Origin of the sequence: Bradyrhizobium sp. SZCCHNR1017, from assembly GCF_032381375.1 — a bacterium.
In the GTDB taxonomy this organism is placed as follows: Bacteria; Pseudomonadota; Alphaproteobacteria; order Rhizobiales; family Xanthobacteraceae; genus Bradyrhizobium.
This window is the reverse complement of the sequence record NZ_JAUHIR010000008.1, coordinates 63,264-81,775: the sequence shown is the minus strand read 5'-3', so window position 1 is coordinate 81,775 and position 18,512 is coordinate 63,264. Positions and strand designations below refer to the sequence as shown.

At 61.9% G+C, this 18,512-nt stretch carries 24 protein-coding genes and 1 tRNA gene; all 25 read left to right on the top strand.

Going from position 1 to position 18,512, the window contains the following annotated elements; all coding sequences use genetic code 11:
• Window position 1 precedes the first annotated feature (1 nt).
• The 25 genes from QW863_RS20160 (at window position 2) to QW863_RS20040 (ending at window position 18,510) form a co-directional block, all read left to right on the top strand.
• Window positions 2–412, top strand: a complete 411-nt coding sequence (locus QW863_RS20160) for a hypothetical protein (RefSeq protein WP_315768398.1) — start codon at window positions 2–4, stop codon at window positions 410–412.
• Window positions 409–738, top strand: coding sequence for a thioredoxin family protein (locus QW863_RS20155; protein WP_315768396.1), 330 nt, complete (start codon window positions 409–411; stop codon window positions 736–738). The genes QW863_RS20160 and QW863_RS20155 overlap by 4 nt, the downstream gene beginning before the upstream one ends.
• Complete coding sequence (locus QW863_RS20150) at window positions 702–956, top strand: hypothetical protein (protein ID WP_315768625.1); 255 nt, start codon at window positions 702–704, stop codon at window positions 954–956. The genes QW863_RS20155 and QW863_RS20150 overlap by 37 nt, the downstream gene beginning before the upstream one ends.
• Before the next feature lie 15 nt (window positions 957–971).
• Window positions 972–1,511, top strand: coding sequence for a hypothetical protein (locus QW863_RS20145; RefSeq protein ID WP_315740113.1), 540 nt, complete (start codon window positions 972–974; stop codon window positions 1,509–1,511).
• A 290-nt stretch (window positions 1,512–1,801) separates the two neighbouring features.
• On the top strand, window positions 1,802–2,497 hold the full coding sequence (locus tag QW863_RS20140) for a hypothetical protein (protein WP_315768394.1): 696 nt from the start codon (window positions 1,802–1,804) through the stop codon (window positions 2,495–2,497).
• Between the two features lie 74 nt (window positions 2,498–2,571).
• Window positions 2,572–3,078, top strand: coding sequence for a hypothetical protein (locus QW863_RS20135; RefSeq protein WP_315768392.1), 507 nt, complete (start codon window positions 2,572–2,574; stop codon window positions 3,076–3,078).
• Window positions 3,079–3,147: 69 nt separating this feature from the next.
• On the top strand, window positions 3,148–3,369 hold the full coding sequence (locus QW863_RS20130) for a hypothetical protein (protein ID WP_315768390.1): 222 nt from the start codon (window positions 3,148–3,150) through the stop codon (window positions 3,367–3,369).
• A gap of 12 nt (window positions 3,370–3,381) precedes the next feature.
• Window positions 3,382–4,848 carry a phage terminase large subunit gene (gene terL / locus QW863_RS20125; RefSeq protein WP_315768388.1) on the top strand — a complete coding sequence of 489 codons (1,467 nt, stop codon included), beginning with the start codon at window positions 3,382–3,384 and terminating at the stop codon, window positions 4,846–4,848.
• Between the two features lie 20 nt (window positions 4,849–4,868).
• Window positions 4,869–6,485, top strand: a complete 1,617-nt coding sequence (locus tag QW863_RS20120) for a DUF4055 domain-containing protein (RefSeq protein WP_315768386.1) — start codon at window positions 4,869–4,871, stop codon at window positions 6,483–6,485.
• 38 nt (window positions 6,486–6,523) lie between these two features.
• Complete coding sequence (locus QW863_RS20115) at window positions 6,524–6,847, top strand: hypothetical protein (RefSeq protein ID WP_315768384.1); 324 nt, start codon at window positions 6,524–6,526, stop codon at window positions 6,845–6,847.
• 233 nt (window positions 6,848–7,080) lie between these two features.
• Window positions 7,081–7,362 (top strand): hypothetical protein, encoded by a 282-nt coding sequence (locus QW863_RS20110; protein WP_315740119.1) that lies wholly within the window; start codon window positions 7,081–7,083, stop codon window positions 7,360–7,362.
• 262 nt (window positions 7,363–7,624) lie between these two features.
• Window positions 7,625–7,700: transfer RNA gene (locus QW863_RS20105), tRNA-Asn, on the top strand.
• The gene (locus QW863_RS20100; protein WP_315768382.1) at window positions 7,691–8,755 is read left to right on the top strand and encodes a hypothetical protein; all 1,065 of its coding nucleotides are present in this window, start codon (window positions 7,691–7,693) and stop codon (window positions 8,753–8,755) included. Before QW863_RS20105 ends, QW863_RS20100 begins: the two co-directional genes overlap by 10 nt.
• A 105-nt stretch (window positions 8,756–8,860) precedes the next feature.
• Entirely contained in the window at window positions 8,861–9,841 is a 981-nt protein-coding gene (locus QW863_RS20095) for a major capsid protein (protein WP_315740121.1), read from the top strand.
• Between the two features lie 84 nt (window positions 9,842–9,925).
• A complete protein-coding gene (locus QW863_RS20090) occupies window positions 9,926–10,222 on the top strand; it encodes a hypothetical protein (protein WP_315740122.1) in 297 nt (98 codons plus the stop codon).
• 17 nt (window positions 10,223–10,239) lie between these two features.
• Window positions 10,240–10,680: a DUF1320 domain-containing protein gene (locus QW863_RS20085; RefSeq protein WP_315740123.1), complete on the top strand. Its 441-nt coding sequence runs from the start codon at window positions 10,240–10,242 to the stop codon at window positions 10,678–10,680.
• A complete protein-coding gene (locus tag QW863_RS20080) occupies window positions 10,680–11,168 on the top strand; it encodes a phage virion morphogenesis protein (RefSeq protein ID WP_315768380.1) in 489 nt (162 codons plus the stop codon). The genes QW863_RS20085 and QW863_RS20080 overlap by 1 nt, the downstream gene beginning before the upstream one ends.
• Window positions 11,169–11,170: 2 nt before the next feature.
• Window positions 11,171–11,755, top strand: coding sequence for a hypothetical protein (locus QW863_RS20075; RefSeq protein ID WP_315768378.1), 585 nt, complete (start codon window positions 11,171–11,173; stop codon window positions 11,753–11,755).
• The gene (locus QW863_RS20070) at window positions 11,755–13,203 is read left to right on the top strand and encodes a hypothetical protein (RefSeq protein WP_315768376.1); all 1,449 of its coding nucleotides are present in this window, start codon (window positions 11,755–11,757) and stop codon (window positions 13,201–13,203) included. The genes QW863_RS20075 and QW863_RS20070 overlap by 1 nt, the downstream gene beginning before the upstream one ends.
• Before the next feature lie 15 nt (window positions 13,204–13,218).
• A complete protein-coding gene (locus QW863_RS20065; RefSeq protein ID WP_315768374.1) occupies window positions 13,219–13,476 on the top strand; it encodes a hypothetical protein in 258 nt (85 codons plus the stop codon).
• Window positions 13,457–13,816, top strand: a complete 360-nt coding sequence (locus QW863_RS20060) for a GPW/gp25 family protein (RefSeq protein WP_315768372.1) — start codon at window positions 13,457–13,459, stop codon at window positions 13,814–13,816. Before QW863_RS20065 ends, QW863_RS20060 begins: the two co-directional genes overlap by 20 nt.
• Window positions 13,817–13,826: 10 nt before the next feature.
• Window positions 13,827–14,702: a baseplate J/gp47 family protein gene (locus tag QW863_RS20055; RefSeq protein WP_315768370.1), complete on the top strand. Its 876-nt coding sequence runs from the start codon at window positions 13,827–13,829 to the stop codon at window positions 14,700–14,702.
• Window positions 14,703–14,705: 3 nt separating this feature from the next.
• The gene (locus tag QW863_RS20050) at window positions 14,706–15,917 is read left to right on the top strand and encodes a phage tail protein I (RefSeq protein WP_315768368.1); all 1,212 of its coding nucleotides are present in this window, start codon (window positions 14,706–14,708) and stop codon (window positions 15,915–15,917) included.
• Window positions 15,918–15,993: 76 nt separating this feature from the next.
• Window positions 15,994–18,267, top strand: a complete 2,274-nt coding sequence (locus tag QW863_RS20045; RefSeq protein WP_315768366.1) for a hypothetical protein — start codon at window positions 15,994–15,996, stop codon at window positions 18,265–18,267.
• Between the two features lie 12 nt (window positions 18,268–18,279).
• On the top strand, window positions 18,280–18,510 hold the full coding sequence (locus QW863_RS20040) for a hypothetical protein (RefSeq protein ID WP_315740132.1): 231 nt from the start codon (window positions 18,280–18,282) through the stop codon (window positions 18,508–18,510).
• The last annotated feature ends 2 nt before the right edge of the window (window positions 18,511–18,512 follow it).

Sequence of the window (18,512 nt, the reverse complement as noted above, 5' to 3'; positions counted from 1 at the left end):
TATGTGGGCTCTACTCTCTCTCATCCCGGGTCTGGCCAACGGCTTCCTGACCTGGCTCAACAAGAAAACCGACAGCGACCTTGAGAAATACAAAGCTGCTGTCGGCGCCGACACCACGCTCAACGTCGAGGAGATTAGGGCGAGGATCGAACTCGCCAAGATGGTGAACCAGCAGCGGTCTGAAGATCGTGAGCACTGGTTCACGGCCTGGATGGTGCCGGTGGCGTTCGGCGTCTTCCTGTCTCACGCCGCAGCTGTGGTCTTCGACTCTATGCCGCTGCTAGGCCACGAAATCGGTAGCTGGAACGTCGCTTCGCTGCCCGGCATGTACGCCAACATGCAGAACAACATCATCCTGACCGTCTGCGGTATCGGCGGAGTATCAGCTTTCAAGAAGATCTTCAGCCGATGAAATCTATCACGGATAGCACCACACTCGAAACGGTCCACGGGGCCAAGCATCCCGTCGTCATCAAGTTCGAGGCGCGATGGTGTAAGCCCTGCAAGGCCATGAAGCCGATGCTGGATGACATCGAGAAGCAACTCGACGGCAAGGTGGATTTCTACGTCGCAGACGTCGAGCAGTGCATGAATGCCGCTCAGCTCTACCGCGTCAACCAGATCCCAGCCCTCGTCGCGATCGACAAGGGTGTCGTGATCGCAAACCGGGTCGGCGCCGGCTCCAAGGCCGAGATTTTGCAATGGATCAGAACGGCGATCCCCGGGGCCAAGGAATAGGCTCCACGGTCGACTTCGACACGATGTCGATCGTCTATGACGGCGGGTTGGCCGTCCCGATCATCGCCATGTTCGATCGCTTCGACGACGAGACCGACGATCACAACGAAGCCGAATACATCCTGGTCGAATGGCCTGGAGAGGGACTCGTGACCGCGATCGCGATCGAGGACCTCGTCAGCGAGGGCGCCGCGGTGGTCGACGACAAGCCCCACTGAACAAGAAGAACAAAAATGACCGACCTGCCCAAGCGTCGCCGCGGCCGGCCGACGAAAGAGGAGGCGGCTGCCCGCGAGGCAGCAGCCAAAGCCGCCGCCGAGAAGGATGCCAAGGAGACCGAGTTTCTCGATGAGCTTCTCGCTCGACCGATCGGTCGTCGCAAGACGAAACTTCAACCTGATGAGGACACGCTTCGTGCTCTGGCTGAGATCGCCCGCCTTTTCGGCACACAAGACGAGGCTGCCGCAATCCTCGGCGTAAGCCCTCGCACCCTGACCAACTTCTTCAACGTCTATCCTGAGGCGCGTGAGGTTTGGGATGACGGGCTGCAGCACGCCAAGGTCTCCCTGAGACGCAAGCAGATGGCACTGGCCGACAAGAACGCGCCGGCCTCCATCTTCCTCGGCAAGAACTACCTCGGCCAGAAGGACGAGAACCACACCAACCTCAACGTCCGCAAGGAGGCCTCCGAGATGTCGGAGGACGAGCTGCTCGAACTCGCGAGCCGCGCAAAGAAGCCGAAGGCGGAGGAGAAACCAGAGAGCGTTCACTGATGGGAAGCCGGCGTCCACTCGAAGAAGATGTGCGCCGGCAACGCATCGCCGTGCTCATGCGGCAGCCGCCGATCGTTGTGGCTGCTCCGCACGACAAGCCGGAGCCCATACGGGCAGAGCCGGCACCAATACACGAGCCTGTGGCGCACGTCGCCACGCCACTACCAGAGCCGGAGCCGGATCCCATCGTGGACGCTCCGGCCGTCATTTCAGAACCGGTGTCCATCAAGGCTGAGCCGGTCCACCCAAGGGAAGTTGCGCGACTTCCAGATCCCCAAAAGGATAGAACAATGCCTTTCGTTGCTGAGAAGCCCGCGGTCGTCGTTGTGGGTGCAGACAAGGGCGGCGTCGGTAAGACCACGCTGTCTCGAGCTATGCTGGATTACTTCGGCGCCCAGGGGCTGCCGGTCCGTGCATTCGACACCGAGAGCCCGAAGGGCAGCCTGAAGCGCTTCTTCAGCGAGATCACCGAGATCGTGAACCTGCGCGACTCGGATGATCAGGCCAAGGTGTTCGACAACATAGACTCGTCCTCGATCACCCTGATCGACATCCGCGCCGGCCTGCTGACCGACACGCTCTCCCTGCTGGAGGATGTCGGCTACAACGAGATGGTCCGCTCGGGCGCGATCAACAGCGCCGTGATGCACGTGATCGGCTCGACCATGGACTCGTTCGGCGAGATCGATCAGGTGGCCAAGCTGCTTGCCGGCTCGAAGCACTGCATCGTGCTCAACCGATACAACGGCGCCGAGTTCTTCAAAGGTATCGACGAGGTGACCCGCCAGGCGCTCGCGCTCGGCAGCTCGCTGATCGACATCCCGATGCTCGACCCGCGTGCGATGGAGCTAGTGGATGCGGCCGGCGTGCCGTTCGGGGAGTTCGAGAAGGATCCGAAGAACTCCTTCATGTACCGCGGCAAGGTCCGCAAGTGGGAGAAGGACGTCTTCGCCCAGCTCGATGTGGCAGGCCTCAACATCGTCTGATCAGCAAGGACACCCCCGCGGCTTCGGTTGCGGGGCTCTGCCTCCAATAACAACAAGAACACCTGAGGTGCTGAGTGTCCTTTTTCGATGAGTTTTCCGTCAAGCAGATGCTGCAGCAGCTCTTCCAATCCCATCAGGTCCACGACCGGATGGGAAGTGATCGCCTTACCGCGATCGAACGCCACCTCAACTATGTGAAGGATCTGCTTATGGCACTTTCCCCCGAAGTCCAGGCCCTCGTCGACGCCAACGCGCAGCTGAAGCCTGCCGTCGAGGCGCTCAAGAGCAAGCTGGACACGGTGTCGGCCCAGGCCGCTGACCTGCAGGCTCGCCTGGATGCTGTCCCGGCCGCTGGCATCTCAGCCGAGGACCTGGACGCCATCAATGGCGTCGCCGCCGACATCGCGACCACGGTCGCCGATGCCCAGGCTGCGGTTGCTCCGGCGCCGGCCGCCGATGCCGCTGTCGACGCGCCTGCCGCCGATGAAGTGGTCGAGGACGCTGCTCCGGCTGCTGACGCCACCGCTGCGGTTGCCGCCGCGCTGTCCGTCGACGCCCCCGCGGCGAACCGCAACATCTAAGACGAACGTCGTCGCTCTGGCCGGTGCTCAATGCATCGGCCGGAGTTCCAACTCGAGAAAATCAAGAAGATGTCCGCACTCACCACCCTGTTCCAGAAGGTGAACCTGGAGGACGCTCGTCTCATCACCGTGTCGGACCTGGTCCAGGACACCGATGGAAATTGGCTCCGCACCGTTCGCTTCTATGGCGACCCGTTCGCCAACGGTTCTCCCACCGTAATGTTCGAAGTCCAGTCGCGCTCCGCCAACAAGGACGAACTGACGATCCAGGCGCCTGGCTTCAAGTTCTAAAAGGCCATCATCGTGAATTTTGTCACCGATGTCTCCCCCGAGGAGGCAGCGGCCGAGATCCTGCGTCGTAGGAGGGGCCGCGAGCACCTCATCGATTTCACCACCTACACGCTCCCGAAATACTACGCCGACCCGTTCCACTACAAAGTCGCAGAGGCCCTTGAGCGTGTCGAACGCGGCGAGTGCAAGCGACTGATGATCTTCGCGCCGCCGCGGCACGGAAAGTCAGAGCTGTCAACCAGGCGCTTCCCCGCCTGGTTCATGGCCCGGAACCCGTCGAAGAACATCATCTCGGCATCCTACAACGGCGACTTCGCCACCGGCTTCGGCCGAAACGTCCGAGACATCATCAAGGGCAAGGAGTTCGAGCGACTTTTCCCGCACATCAAGATCAGGCCCGACATTCGAGCTGCCGATGAATGGCAGCTCACGGACGAGTCCGGCGGCGGCCAGTATTACGCGGTCGGCGTCGGCACCGGTACCACCGGTAAGGGCGCCCATCTCTTCCTGATCGACGACCCGATCAAGGATCGCAAAGAGGTCAAGTCGGCAACATTCCGAGACGACCAGTGGGATTGGTACCGAGACGTCGTCTACACCCGTCTCGAAGAAGACGCGCCGATCATTCTGACTTTGACCCGCTGGCACTACGACGACATCGCCGGCCGCATCATCGAGGCCATGGAAGATGGCAAGGGCCTCCCATGGGAGATCCTGTATCTTCCGGCACTGCCGTGGGTGAAGAAGACCCCCGATGGTCAGCTGATCCTCAACGAGGATGGCACTGTCCCGGGTGACGCGCTCGGACGTAAGCCGAACGAGCCGCTGGCTCCAAACCGCTTCTCCTACGCGGCCCTGCAGGATCGTCTCGACGTTCTCGGCGAGCGCTCGTTCTCTGCCCTGTACCAGCAGCAGCCGATGTCTGACGACGGTGGCATGTTCCGCGCTGACTGGTTCGCTCCGGTCGCCGTTGCTGAGCTTCCCCCGCGCCGGGCAAAGGTCCGCGCATGGGATTTGGCGGCATCTTCTGACGGCGACTACACGGTTGGCGTCCTGATGTCGAAGGACTCCAACGGGGTCTTCTACATCGAGCATGTCATCCGCTTCCGTGGATCGCCGCTCGAAGTCGAGAAGAAGATCCAGGAGACCGCCAAGAACGACGGTCGCTCGGTCCAGATCTTTCTCCCGCAAGACCCAGGCCAGGCCGGCAAGAGCCAGGTCCAGGGCTTCATTCGCCGGCTCGCCGGCTACATCGTTAAGACTGCCCGCCCCACAGGATCGAAGGAAGTCCGTGCTGCCGCATTCGCTGCGCAGGCGGAAGCCGGCAACGTCAAGATGGTCCCAGGCTCCTGGAACACCGTCTTCACGGACGAGCTGGAGACCTTCCCACTCGGCACCTACGACGACCAGGTCGACGCTGCTGCCGACGCATTCAACTCACTCCTCGGTCCGAAGAGAGCAGCGGTCCTTGACTGGTAACGTCAGGACATCTCACCACCATGGCAACCGCCACCCAACAGATCAAGTATACGCCGTCTCCCAAGGACGGTAACCCTGGACTGCTGTCGTCAGCCGCGACGACCATGCAGCAGCGCACGAGGATGCTCCGCGCCGTCTATGGCGGAACCGAGACCATGCGCGCCCAGGGTGCGACATTCCTGCCTCAGTACGAGAAGGAATCCGACAGCCGCTATGCGTCGCGCTTGGCATCCACGTTCGCTCTCAACAAGCTGCGCGAGGCGGTGGATGCTGCATCGGCCAAGCCCTTCCGCACCTTGCTGAAGGTGATCCACAGCGATCCGAACCTCGATCTGTGGGTGCAGGACATCGACCTGATCGGCACACACCTGCACGTCTTCGCCCACCAGTTCTTCAACAATGCCATGCTGGACGGCATGTGCCATATTCTGGTGGACCATCCCGACACCTACAACATGAAGAGCCTGGCGGACCAGAAGGCCTCCGGCGCACGGCCATTCATGAAGATGTACAAGGTCGACGACGTGGCCGCGGCCTACGATGCGTATGTCGGCGGCGACACCAAGACCGTCCACGTCCGCATCCGAGGCCAGCGAGCCGATCGCGATGGCTTCAAGGAGGTGCTCTACAACCAGATGCGGGTCATCGAGATCGACCCGACGTCGAATGGCAAGGGCATCGTGCAGCTCTGGGAACAGCTCGCCACCTCTGGCGGCTCGAACTGGACATTCGTCGAAGAGACCCCGCTCACCAACATGACGGAGGTGCCGTTCGTCACCCTTTATGCCGGCGAGAAGGAAGCAGATTACCAGGTGCGGCCGGTCTTCATCGACCTCGCCTACAAGCAGATCGAGCACTGGATCTCCAGCTCGGATCAGCGGTCGATCCTGTCGGCCGCCCGCTTCCCGATGCTGGCCTGTTCCGGCGTCCAGATCGACCCGGAAGACGAGGCGCAGTTCGCCATCGGACCCTACAAGGTGCTCTACGCACCCGAGGCCAACGGCCGCTGGTACTACGTCGAGCCCCGCGGCACCGCGATCGACTCCGGAATGAAGGACCTGGAGAAGCTCGAAATGCAGATGGACATGATGGCGCTGAACCCGGTCACGGGCACGCACCGTCAGTACGTCCCGCAGAACGAGCGTGACATCCAGGAGACCAGAGTCCACTCGGTTGTCCACGACATGGCGATCAACTGTCAGGATGCGTTAGAGCGCGCAATCTGCATGATGGGCAACTGGACCGGCGCCGACTACTCCAACGTCAACGTGGTCCTGAACACCGAGTTCTCGAACACAGCCGACCGCCTGGCTGAGGTCGCCCAGCTCGTCACTCTGTGGTCTCAGCGCGGCCTGTCGCGCGAAGTGCTGCTGCAGGAGATCAGGGATCGCAACCTGCTCGGCGACGAGTTCGACCTAAAGGCGGAACTTGCTTTGTGGCAGGCTGTTGACGAGAACATGCAGGCGGCCGGCGAGAACATGCTGCCGGGTCGGTGGACCCAGGCAGATCCGGCGAAGGCAGGCAACGGCACCGCGGCGCCGGCCGGAGGCAATGCCTCCACACCACCCGCGGGTAACCAAACTCAGCCGAAGCCGAACTTCCCGAATGGTTCGACGCGCCCGACGCCGCAGTTCTAATTGACTTGCATTCGTGCAAGTTGTAGGCGGTTCAGCCCATGACCGAGAAGCTTTCATTCAAATGCGAAGGCTACGTGTGCGAGCCCTGCACCAACAGGCAGGGCACGCCCGTGCGCGAGCTGGTGCGGATGATCCCTCGCTCGGTCGTGGCCTTCGGCAAGCTGATCGGTGACGAATACTGGTGCTGCCCGATCTGCTTCGAGCCGAAGTTCACGGTCAAGGGGAGGAAGCCGGTCAATGGAACCAGTCAATCTGAAGTGGTGGGAGAAGCTTCTGGGGTTGCCCGAGGAAGGCGTTCAGCCGCGACGCGCGGCACCGGCCCCCGTCTCGTCGCCACCTCCGGCCCCAGCTCCGACGCCTGAGCAGCTCGCGCTGGAGCGGCTGGTTCGGGAGCAGGAGAAGACCAACTTCTGGCTCATGATGCAGCCGGTCCTGATGCACCCGTTTAAGGCGCTGATGGGGATTTTCATCCTCTACATCATCATCCACGTCTGGATCTATGGCTGAGTTCCACGATTTGCATTTCTGTTTGCAGAACGCTTGACAAAGGGCGTATATTGTGGTTCAAGTCAGGTGAAATGCAGATAGTGTGCAAATGAACCTGTTTCACCGCAAGATCTTGGTCCAAGCGTTCAAACTGCCCCTCTGGGGGCAGGCTGCCGAGGAGGTCGCGCCGCAATGGCTCGTCAGCCGTCTGCAGAGTGGTGAGCTGAAGGTCAACTCCCTCGGGGGTCTGACCATGTCGTCGGCGTGGGGCGTGCAATCCTGTGCCGCTGGCGACGTCGTCCTCCTGACCGAGGATGACACCATCCAGTTCGCCAAACCGGAGGAGTTCGACAAGCTCGAACCCGTCAAGGAGCTGCAGATCGCAGCGTAATCCGACGCTCTCTCCATAGAGCATCCAGAAGCCGCTCGGGACCTCCCTGGCGGCTTTTCTGCATCGGTCACTCACTCACACTTGCCCGCCCGGTTCGCGCCTGGCGGGCATTTTTTTGGCCCGGCGGGCCACCTCTTTCGGTTCCGCGCTCCCTTGAATGGTCGAGCGCGGCTTCAGCGGTCTCAGCTCGCATCCCGCACAAGACGAGCAGAGATATCCAAGAGCGTGCCGCACGCCCGCGCCGCCGCTGAACATTTTCCGTTGGCATGTAGCTCAGACGGTAGAGCGCCTCGCTGTTAACGAGGAGGTCGCAGGTTCGAGACCTGCCGTGCCAGCCATCCAATTCGCCCGCAATGACCAACCGAGCGCCGGGACGGCCTCGGAACGATCGCTGCTGGCATCTCCGATTCCCCGGATCCTCGGGGATATCACCGACCCTCAGGCGGGATGCTTGAGCGGTCTTTTATCACGAGGGGCGGGATGCCCCGCATTTCCAGGGATTGGAATGCTCAAAGCAGTAGTCACCGATATCAACACCGTCGATGAAGCCCATCGCGCCTTTTACGTCGAGAAGAACGGGAAGTTTTTCCTCAACGTCACGCCGGCCGAAGGCTACGAACTCGACGACGTCAAGGGCCTGAAGACGGCTCTCGGAGCGGAGCGCAACAACGTTGCAGTCCTCAAAGAGCAGCTGAAGCCCTACGAAGGCCTCGATGCCGGCGCGGCTCGTACCGCGATCGAGCGTGTCTCCGCCTTCGGAGAGATCACCCCTGACGCAGCCAGGACGGCTGTTGAAACCGCAGAACGACTGTCGAAGCTCGATCCCGCGAAAGAGGCGGATCGGATCGCAGGCGAGAAGTTCGAGACCCTGAAGGGTCAGCTCACCGCGCAGTGGACTCTGCGCGAGACCGAGCTGAGCACCCAGGTCAAGAACGCCAACGCTACGGTCGAGAGCCTCACGGGGCAACTGCAGACGATCATGGCCGACAGCCAGATCAAGTCTGAAGTCGCAAAAGCAAACCCACTGGACGACGCGCGGGATGCCGTCGAACTGCTGGTGTCCAAGTTCGTCAAGACGTCCATGAAGGACGGCCAGGTCTCCGTCCAGGTGCTCGACACCAACGGCAACCCCCGCATCAAGGACGTGAATGGCACCCCCTTCACTGTCGCCGATCTCGTCGCCGAGATCCGCGAGAGCCGCGCCTCGCTCTTCAAGCCGGAAGAGAAGCGCGGTCTGGGAACGCAACCCGGCACCCACGGCAATCCTCCGGCAGGTGGTGGTCAGACCAACCCCTGGATGAAGGACACCTGGAACATGACGCAGCAGATGCTGCTGTCGAACCAAAAACCCGAACTGGCCAAGCAGCTGAAAGCAGCGGCCGGCGTGAAGTAACCCTTCTCGCCCATCCGAACAATTGCATGCGCCCGGATTCTGTCCGGGCGTTTGCTTGAATGCAAGCAGCCGCAAACGCCGTCTCAACAAAAGCAAGAGTGAGAAATGACTGAGACTCGTCTCGCGGACATGATCGTCCCGACCGAATTCAACAACTACGTGCAGGTGCTCTCGACGCAGAAGTCGGCCCTGTTCCAGTCGGGCATCATCACCGACCTGACCAGCGTCATCGACGCGGAGATCAGCGGCAAGACCGTCAACATGCCGTTCTTCAACGATCTGGACGCCGCGGACGCCGAGCAGGTGCTCGACGACAACAGCGACCTGACCGTCAGCAAGACCTCGACCGGCCAGGACGTGGCCGTGAAGCTGCTGCGCGGCAAGGCGTTCGGTGCGTCCGACCTGTCGTCCGACCTGTCCGGCGCCGACCCGATCCAACTGATCGCCAACCGGTTCGCCGAGTGGTGGAATCGCCGCATGCAGACCGCTCTGCTCGCGACCCTGGCGGGCGCAATGGGCTCGGCCGGCATGGCAGCCAACGTCAACGACATCTCCGGCCTGACCGGCGGTGCCGAGAACTTCGACGCCGACTCGTTCATCGACGCCGCGTTCTTGCTCGGTGACGAGCAGGGCGGCCTGAACGCCGTCGCCGTCCACTCGCTGACCCTGAAGGCGATGGTCAAGGCCGACCTCATCGAGTTCATGCCGGACTCCGAGGGCAAGCTGACGATCCCGACCTACATGGGGAAGACCGTCATCGTGGACGACAGCATGCCGGTGACTGGCTCCGGCGCGAACCGCGTGTTCACCACCTACATCTTTGGCCCCGGCGCGATCGGCTACGGCGAGAAGTCGCCGAAGACCCCGGTCGAGGTCGAGCGCCAGGCTCTGAAGGGCATGGGCCAGGAGTACATCGTGCAGCGCCGCCAGTGGGTCATGCATCCCCGCGGCATCAAGTGGCTCGGCGCCAACCAGGTCGGCGTCACCCCCGCGAACTCCGAGCTGGCCGACGTCGCCAACTGGCAGCGCGTCTACGATCCGAAGGTCATCCGGATCGTCGCGTTCAAGCACAAGCTGGGCTCCTAATCGTCTGACCTCAGACGGTAGGAACTGAAATCGACCCTCCTCGGTGAAAGCCGGGGAGGGCTTTTTCGCTATTTGGAGACATCCATGATTGGAACGACTGGCTTCCGAGCCCGTGAGGCGGCTGCGAACATTCGTCTGCGCAAGCAGCGGATCGTATCGCCCGAGGTGCGCGCCGCGCGCTTCGCCAACCTCCACGGCAATGCGTCGGCCGACGACGCTGCAGCCGATGCTGCTGCAAAGGCCGCTGCCGAAGCCGCCGCCAAGGAAGCAGCTGAGAAGGCTGCTGCTGAAGCTGCTGCCAAGGAAGCCGCTGAGAAGGAAGCTGCAGACAAGGCTGCTGCCGAAGCCGCTGCTGCGGCCACCAAGACCAAGAAGAAGTAACCTGACAGAGGTTCATAATGGGCTACGCGACCAAGGATGACATCGACGATCTCTATGGGACCGATCTCCTCGTTCGCATAGCCGATTATGACCGTGACGGCATACCAGACCCGCTGGTTGTCCAGCGTGGACTCGACGGCGCCGACGAGATCTGCGACGCCTATCTGTCGTCGCAATACACGGTCCCGGTTGTCCCGACGCCGGGCATCGTCAAGAACTGCGCCATCGACATCGCGGTCTATAAGATCGCACTCGGCCGGACTGGCCGGACCGATGAGATGCGCGTGCGTTACGAGGACGCGCTTTCAATCCTCGAGAAGATTTCCTCCGGCAAGGTCGGCCTCGGCCTGCCGCCGGTCACCACGACTGGCACCGATGCCAATGGCAACCCGGTGACCACGACAACGAACCCGAACGTCACACGAGGTGGCCGGTCGTTCGACTGCGGGAGGGCCTGATGGGCGCCTTTGCGGTCGATCTGAATGCCGAAGACCTCGCCCGCCTCAATGCCCGCCTCACCAAGCTGCTGCAGGACGCCGAGCACCTCTATCCGGTGATGGAGCAGGCTGCCGAGTACATGCAGCGTGCCACCATCAACCGCATCCTTCGCACCAAGCGCTCGCCAGAGGGTGAGCTGTGGGCTGCGCTGTCCGACGTGACCATCGCGCTGAAGGGGCATGACAGGCCGCTGTTCGAAAGCGGCGAGCTGTCCCGCAGCATCGAGGTCACCGACGTGAACGACCACGGCTTCGAGCTGACGGCGGATACCGAATACGCATCGCTCATGCAGGAGGGCTTCAACCATGCCGGCCGCAAGGCCCGGCGCGGCGGCAAGCGCTACAGCAAGGCCGACAAGGTGCCGGCGCGTCCGTTCATGGGCTTCTCGGAAGAGAACGTCAAACGCATCTCGAAAATGCTCCGCGACCATATCGCGCACGGAGGTTGATGATGGGAAAAGTCGTCGACTTCCGCCAGAAGATCATCGACGGGATCAAGACGCTGTACCCGACGATGGACGTCGAATGGTACGACGGCCTGTTCGATGCGAAAGACATCGCCGACTGGACGCTGAAGACGCCATGCGCTCGCGTCGCGGTGATGGCCTCGAAGAGCGATCCGACCTTTACGGGCGAGCTGAATGCTCTGCTCCGGGTTGTCGTGGTCTTGATCGACGAGAACAAATACGTGTCGCTCGATGGCGACTCGCGGGCCTGGGACATGGTCGAGACCGTGGCCACCTGGGCTCATCAAAATCAGTTTGGACATCCCGATGCCGCTCCTGCTCAGAACGTCCAGTTCAAGCGCATTAGCCAGCCTGTCTTGAGGCGCGAAGGCGTCTCTGTCGGCGTGGTCGAGTGGCACAGCGATCTCATGATCGGCACCAACAAGGTGCTGCAGCGAGACTTCGTCTGGAATAACGGCCAGATGGTCACCAAGGTGCCGAGCACCAAGGCAAAGATCCTCGGTCATGTGGAGACTGCAGCGGGTCTGTCCGGCGACGAGACGGTCGATGTGACACCCGAGGTGCCGTAATGGTGCGTGCAATTCACGCGATGGAGCGCCGGCTCCAGGATTTGGAGCGCAAGTTCCAGAACAAGGAGCGGCTCGGAAAGATCGTCGCGGTCAAGTTCGAGAAGAATCGCTGGTACGTCAAGATGAACGACGGCGAGGATCAGACCCCGAGCGGGAATGAGACCTACTCGAAGCAGGACACCTTCAAGAGCGACTGGCAGCCCTGGCAAAGCCACTCGCATGCGACGATCAAGTATTCGGTTCCGCCGAAGATCGGGATGCACGGCATCCTGCGCTCGGTCGGCGGCATCCCCGAGCTGGGGACGGTCGAGCCGTTCCATTACGGCCCGGACACGCCATCGCCACACGGCAAGCAGGATGAGACGGTCGGGCTGATCCACGAGAAAGAGGATCAGCAGCACTGGATCCACCAGACCAAGGATTCGAACCACCTGATCATCAAGACCAAGAAGAAGCAGCAGGGCGCCCCCACGGGACTCGGCGATATCTCTGGTCTCGGCGATCTCGCAGGCATCAGCCAGTTGGCCGGCCTAAGCGGCATGGACTTCTCCAGCATGCTCGGCGGCCTCAGCAATCTCGGCAACCTGGGCAACCTCGCCAACCTCGACATCTCGAACATCGCCAACATGGCGGGCCTTTCGCAGCTGTCGGGCCTCAACCTCGGCCAGCTCGCCAATGTTGGCCAGCTCGCCAACTTGTCCGGCCTCCCAGGGCTGTCCCAACTCGGCAATCTCGCCGGCATCGCCAACCAGGTCGCCTCCGGCAACCTCATGGGCGTCGTCGGTCAGATGATCGGCGGCGGCGCGGGCGGAGCGGCCGGCATCCCGGCGAGCCTTGCAGGCGGCGGTGGAGGTGGAAGCGGATCTGGCAGCTCGGACACGAGCAGCTCGGATGCCTCATCGTCCGATCAACAGCAGCAGTCACAGCAGACGCAGCCGCCCAAGCTTCCGGAAGTGCCGGAAGAGGGCGATGACGGCGTCACGCGGCAGCTGGCCGACAAGGAGAAGATCCTCAAGACGGTCGGCAAGAATAAGTCCTACTACAGGCAGGATGAGAAGCTGGTCAACGTCCGCTATGGCGAAAAGGGAGCCAAGGGCGACGTCCTGATGGACGAGAACCAGGTCAAGATCCAGTTCAAGGACAAGAAGGCCAGCGTCAAGTGGACTGAGAACGACCTGAACGTCACCTACGGTGAGAACCAGGCCAACGTCAAGCTGGACCAGGACGCGATTGTCCTGAAGCACGGCGATGGGACGACAGTCACATTCCACAAAGACCACGTCGAGGTGAAGGGCGCGAACAGCTGCTCGGCCGGCGTCGATGGCCGATGGGTCAACATCACGAAGGAGCGCGTCAACCTCGGAGTATCCGGACCCAATGAGCAGGCTGACCAGCGCGTTATGACAGAGGCTGGACCATCTCAGGTGGTCTGGGCCAAGATCGCGTAGCGAGAAAGAAGAAAAATGAAGACCTACGAAGTTATCAAGGATTTCTGGCGCAAGGGCGTCCTGGTGCCGGCCGGCTCCGTCGTCACCGTGGTCGAGGCTGAGGTCAAGTATCTCAAGCACGTCGTGCAGGAGAAGGTCGAAGAGGCCGAGGCCGTCGTGGCCAAGGTCGAGGAGACCGTCACCAAGGCGGTGACCGCGGCGAAGGCTGTCGAGACCAAGGTGCTCGGTGCCGTTGCTTCGGAGAAGCCGGCCGATGGCAACGCTTCCAAGTGAGCACCTGATCGACATCGATCGTGAGACCGGCGAACTGATCCAGGGCTGGCCCCGGATCAAGCAGAGCATCTTCGTCATCCTCACCACCCGCCTCAAGGTTCGCCTGATGCGGGCGTGGTGGGGGTCGAAGTTTCAGGACATGCAGGACAAGCCCTCCAACGAGGAGACGATGATGTCCGGCATGATGGCCGCGATCGCCGCGATCAACACCTACGAGCCGGAGTTCAAGGTCACGCGAGTTGCTATTGACGAGGCCGACGCGACCGGTGCGATCACGATCACCATCGATGGAATCGACCTCGTAGAGCAGGTGCTGCGGAGAACTTCGGTCACCATCTAGCGAGGGTTGAATGCCCAATTACACGTCGCCCGCGCTGTATATCGACTTCGCGCGTCTTCCCCCACCCGACGTCATCGAGACCATTGATTACGAGGTTCTGCTCCAGCGCTACAAGGACGAGGTTCTCGAAAAGAGCCCGAAGCTGAAGGCAGCGCTTGCCCTCGAGCAGTCTCCGACCAACGTCATCCTGGAGCCGCAGGCCTACGGCGAGGTCCTGGTGCGAGCGCGGGTCAACGCCGCTGCACGCGCCGTCATGCTGGCCTTCGCCAAGGGCGCGGACCTCGAAAACCTGGCTGCCTTCTTCGGCGTTGAGCGCCTGCCGGACGAGCTGGATGACAGCCTCCGGCGCCGCGCTCAGATGGCGCCAGAAGCCTATTCGACGGCCGGCTCCGAGGGAGCCTACATCTTCCAGGCCCTGAGCGCCGACGTCCGCATCCGCGACGCAACGGCGACCAAGGTCAACAAATTCGGCGGCGTCAAAGTCGCCGTCATGCAGAGCGGAACCGACCCGGTACCGACCAAGGACATCATCGCCAACGTCGTGAAGCGCTTGAACCAGAAAGGGATCAAGCCGCTGACCGACGTCATCTCGGTCTGTCCGGTCATGCCGCTGCGGACGCAGATCGTTGCCAACGTCACGCTGTATCCGGGACCCGATGCCGCGCTGGTCATGAGCGACATCGGAACGGCCCTGACGAAGGTCCGCACCAACGTCTCCATGATCGGACGCGATCTGACCAGGTCGGCAATCATTTCGGCGCTCAACCAGAATGGCGTCCAGAACGTCGACCTGATCTCGCCGGCTGCCGATGTCGTGGCCGGCAATGACCAGTGCGTCGTCATCGATTCCGCAAAGGTCACGCCGCTCCCGACTAGATTGGAGTAAGCCATGGGCCCGTTCCCGACGCGCAGGATGGATCACATCCTGTCCCCGAATGCGACGGAGTACGAGCGCACGCTGGCCTCCCAGGTCGAACGCCTGCTCCAAATCGACATCCCGATCCGGCAGCTCTGGAATCCGTGGACCTGCCCTGAGAATCTGCTGCCTTACCTGGCCTGGGCTCTCTCGGTAGACCTGTGGGACTCGGAATGGCCGCTGACGAAGCGCCGGAGCGTGGTCGCGAATGCGATCAAGCATCACCAGATCAAGGGCACGCTGAAAGCCATCGAGACCTACGTCGACCTCGTCGACAGCAAGGTCCTGAAGGCCACGACGCCGCCGGCAAAGGTGTTCTCAGGCCCCTCGCTCAACAAGGAGCAGCGGGAAGCCTGGCTCGCCAAGCTGCCGCAGGTTCGGATCTACCAGAATTACCTGCGCGGCGCCGCCCGGCGTCGTATCTTCTCAGGCGGAAGCCGCTACAGCAGCTTTCTGGAGAAGAAGTTCCCGACCCCGAATGAGGCGATCACGCGGCTTTCGAAGCGAGCGTCCTGGGTCGTCAATGGTGTCGAGACCGACACCAAGATCGACAACGAAGGTACCTACTTCAGGCTCTACATCAAGGCTGTCCGGCCGTATTCGACATTCTGCAACACGCCGCTTGGCCTGAAGAAGAAGTTTCCGATGCCGTCCACGGCAGCCAGCAGGATCGTCACGATCGCCCCGATCGTCAGCGCGCCATGGCGCCGAGCGGTCGGTCCGCAGATCGAGCCGGTGTCAACCACGCCGGAGCTGATCACGATCTCCGGCAAGGAAGGCAAAGCCGTCTATTCCGGTCGCCCCATCCACAAGCGGTTCTTCGTGCCCTCAATGGCGCCGTACCACACCTACGAGCGGTATGCGGTCAATGACGGGTCCGCAGCAGACGCCAAACGTCCATCGATCCAGTTCATGGGCGTCGGGCGGTATGGCATCGAGCCGCGCTCGGCCGAGCTGAAGATCCAGATGCAGACGCGGTGGAGCAAATACAAGGCACGTCTCGCGCAGCCATTCTCTCCGAAAACGCGCTTCTTCACGCCGCATGACGGCACGCTGATGACCAAGAACCGACAGGCCATCATCGCGGCCAAGCGCATGACCGACAAGATCCTGCTCGATACCGACACCAAGCCTGGTTTCATCGCCGGCCTGCCGCGGTTCGCGGGCAGCCCGATCATCATCTGACAATAACCAGAATGCATTGGTCCCATCGTCCGCGGGGACGGTGGGCCTTTTCGCGTTCGCAGCAAGAGGCCCTTAGATGGACCAGCAAGTCATCTTTCGCGATTATCAGGAACAGACCGCGACCGATCACAACAACATCCAGGAATACGTTCAGACGGCGATGGACCATATTGTCGCCGATGCCGTTTCTGCGACACGGAAGTACTCCGGACTGATGATCACCAAGACCGGGCAGGTCGAGGTCACGGTCGGCGCAGGTCGCGTCTACGATACGGGCGCCGTCTATGCACTCCGCTCGGTCCTGACCCAGTCGCTCGCCACCTACGTGGCCGCAGCGGCCCGGCGCATCGTGACGATCTCGGCCTATGGCCAGGAGGTCGAGACCGACGTCGAGCAGCGCGACTATCTGACGGACGTCGATACGGGCACCGTGGAGCCGCGCTCGGTCGCCATGACCCGCTCCCGCAACGTCCAGATCGTTTTCACGGCCGGCGCCGAGGCTGCCGACCCTGTCCCGGCTGCTGTCCCGGCCACCCATGTGGTGATCGCGAATGTGATGCTGGACACCACGCAGATCGTTTCGATCGACATCCAGGACCAGAACAAGGTCGTCTCGACCGACGCACTGGATATCCGGACCGACCTGCTGGAGACCTTCCGGTCGATCATCGAGCCGCGCGTCACATCGCTGGCGTCGGACCTCGCCGACCTCGCGAACCGCATGACCGGCCTGAGCAGCGCCTCCGACCTGTCCCGCATCTACCTCGACCTGGCTCGGGTCAAGGAGAGCCTGCGCTATCCGGCTGACGCCTCCGGCTTTGATACCGACTTCTTCCTCGATCAAACGAAGTCGGACATGACCAACAGCAAGCTGCTGGGCTTCGACGCCAGGGTCGAGGAGGGCATCCGCTTCAACAACGCCAACGCGAACCAGTTCGAGATCTCGCTGTTCTCGGCGAACGATCCGAACGCGGCGATGGCCGGCGGCTACCTGATGCCGAAATACACCAACGTGCTGAAGATCCAGACCGGCAATTACACCGAGTCGCTTGGCATCGCGCAGTACGGCTACCAGGTGCATTCGATGAAGGTCGGGTACATGTCCCGCACCCGCGTCCGGTACGGCGGAAGCTACACGGTCTGCACCAACGGCAACGCCTGGAGCACGCCCGGAAACCCGGTCGACACCACCAATCTGTACGACTTCAACACCATCGAATACTCGACGGTCACGAACAACTACAACGTTCACGGCAACGGTGACGGCGCCTGGTCACAGCGGACCGACTACTACTGGCTCGACACCTGGGAAGAGCCGTTCATGTATGAGGTCACCACGAACCTCTCCGTGACTGGTGCTCAGGTTGCGCAGACCTTCCTGGTGTCGAACGACATCATCGCGACTCAGGTGGGCTTCTACATCACCCAGAAGGCCGCGAACGAGGACATCCACATCGCTCTCTGCGAGGTGACTGCAGGCCAGCCCGACCTCGAAAAGGTCGTGCTAAAGACGGTCTACGCGCAGCAGAACATCGTCACGGGTTGGAACCTGTGCCCGATCCAGCCGACCTTCCTCGCGAAGGGCAAGCGCTATGCTTTCGTGTTCATCTCGAACGCAAACCATCAGATCGGTATGACCAACGGTCAGTCTTATCTGGACGGCACGTTTTTCTACTCGACGGACGGCATCTACTACATGGGTGACCTGACCAAGGACATGATGATCCAGGTCTATGGCGCTCAGTTCGCTTCGTCCCAGGTCGCGATCGAGTTCGCTCCGATCAACCTCGACGGCGGCTTCCGCGACATCGACATCCTCGCTGAGCAGTGGGTGCCGGGCTCGTGCGAGCTGGTCTACGAGATGCGGCCGAACGGTACCGGCGAGTGGCAGTCGCTGACCCAGGATAACTCCGGCGTGCTCGCGGTCGCTCCGCCGCTGGCTCAGTTCCGGGCTCGCTTCGTCGGCACCAGGGACATGATGCCGATCCTGCATCTCACGGGATCGCGCGTCCATGTCTCGCGGCCGAAGGCGGCCTTCAAGCACGTCTCGACGACGATGACGGTGCCGGCTCTGTCGAACGTCACGCACAACCTGACCTTCGTCAACCTGCTCGAAATGTTCGATCCGACGCCGCACACCTACGCGATGACGGTTCGGGTCGGCTCGACGGAATACTCGCCCGACACCACCGTCACGGTGCTGAAGGATGCGAAGGCGAAGCGATACGAGAAGACCTACACCTTCAGTCTGCCGGCCGGAACCACACAGTTCACGATCGAGCAGACCGGAACGACCAACTCGCCGCAGGTCACGTACCACGTTGCCGAGCGGTCGTTCTACAGCAAGTAAGGAACCAACCTCATGGCCGACACTGAAAACGCAGCCGCTCCGGCGGCTGCTGCACCCGTTGCTGTGCCGACGAATACTCCTCCGAAGCTCGCCGTCGATCCGGCGAAGAGCTATCGCCTGAAGCTCGCGCGGGCCATCGAGGTCGCTCCCAAGATCTGGGCGCGTCCCGGGCACGAGGTGATCGTCAAGGGCAACCTGATCGCTGGCCTCGGTGACGCCGTCATCGGCTACGAAGAGGTCTAAGC

Excerpts from the sequence above, each read along its gene's own strand:
- QW863_RS20070 (WP_315768376.1), top strand. The coding sequence starts at position 11,755 with ATGGTGCGTGCAATTCACGCGATGGAGCGCCGGCTCCAGGATTTGGAG.
- QW863_RS20050 (WP_315768368.1), top strand. The coding sequence starts at position 14,706 with ATGGGCCCGTTCCCGACGCGCAGGATGGATCACATCCTGTCCCCGAAT.
- QW863_RS20090 (WP_315740122.1), top strand. The coding sequence starts at position 9,926 with ATGATTGGAACGACTGGCTTCCGAGCCCGTGAGGCGGCTGCGAACATT.
- QW863_RS20055 (WP_315768370.1), top strand. The coding sequence starts at position 13,827 with ATGCCCAATTACACGTCGCCCGCGCTGTATATCGACTTCGCGCGTCTT.
- QW863_RS20085 (WP_315740123.1), top strand. The coding sequence starts at position 10,240 with ATGGGCTACGCGACCAAGGATGACATCGACGATCTCTATGGGACCGAT.
- QW863_RS20065 (WP_315768374.1), top strand. The coding sequence starts at position 13,219 with ATGAAGACCTACGAAGTTATCAAGGATTTCTGGCGCAAGGGCGTCCTG.
- QW863_RS20160 (WP_315768398.1), top strand. The coding sequence starts at position 2 with ATGTGGGCTCTACTCTCTCTCATCCCGGGTCTGGCCAACGGCTTCCTG.
- QW863_RS20040 (WP_315740132.1), top strand. The coding sequence starts at position 18,280 with ATGGCCGACACTGAAAACGCAGCCGCTCCGGCGGCTGCTGCACCCGTT.
- QW863_RS20150 (WP_315768625.1), top strand. The coding sequence starts at position 702 with ATGGATCAGAACGGCGATCCCCGGGGCCAAGGAATAGGCTCCACGGTC.
- QW863_RS20095 (WP_315740121.1), top strand. The coding sequence starts at position 8,861 with ATGACTGAGACTCGTCTCGCGGACATGATCGTCCCGACCGAATTCAAC.
- QW863_RS20115 (WP_315768384.1), top strand. The coding sequence starts at position 6,524 with ATGACCGAGAAGCTTTCATTCAAATGCGAAGGCTACGTGTGCGAGCCC.
- QW863_RS20140 (WP_315768394.1), top strand. The coding sequence starts at position 1,802 with ATGCCTTTCGTTGCTGAGAAGCCCGCGGTCGTCGTTGTGGGTGCAGAC.
- QW863_RS20110 (WP_315740119.1), top strand. The coding sequence starts at position 7,081 with ATGAACCTGTTTCACCGCAAGATCTTGGTCCAAGCGTTCAAACTGCCC.
- QW863_RS20120 (WP_315768386.1), top strand. The coding sequence starts at position 4,869 with ATGGCAACCGCCACCCAACAGATCAAGTATACGCCGTCTCCCAAGGAC.
- QW863_RS20045 (WP_315768366.1), top strand. The coding sequence starts at position 15,994 with ATGGACCAGCAAGTCATCTTTCGCGATTATCAGGAACAGACCGCGACC.
- QW863_RS20145 (WP_315740113.1), top strand. The coding sequence starts at position 972 with ATGACCGACCTGCCCAAGCGTCGCCGCGGCCGGCCGACGAAAGAGGAG.
- QW863_RS20060 (WP_315768372.1), top strand. The coding sequence starts at position 13,457 with ATGGCAACGCTTCCAAGTGAGCACCTGATCGACATCGATCGTGAGACC.
- QW863_RS20080 (WP_315768380.1), top strand. The coding sequence starts at position 10,680 with ATGGGCGCCTTTGCGGTCGATCTGAATGCCGAAGACCTCGCCCGCCTC.
- QW863_RS20130 (WP_315768390.1), top strand. The coding sequence starts at position 3,148 with ATGTCCGCACTCACCACCCTGTTCCAGAAGGTGAACCTGGAGGACGCT.
- QW863_RS20155 (WP_315768396.1), top strand. The coding sequence starts at position 409 with ATGAAATCTATCACGGATAGCACCACACTCGAAACGGTCCACGGGGCC.
- QW863_RS20075 (WP_315768378.1), top strand. The coding sequence starts at position 11,171 with ATGGGAAAAGTCGTCGACTTCCGCCAGAAGATCATCGACGGGATCAAG.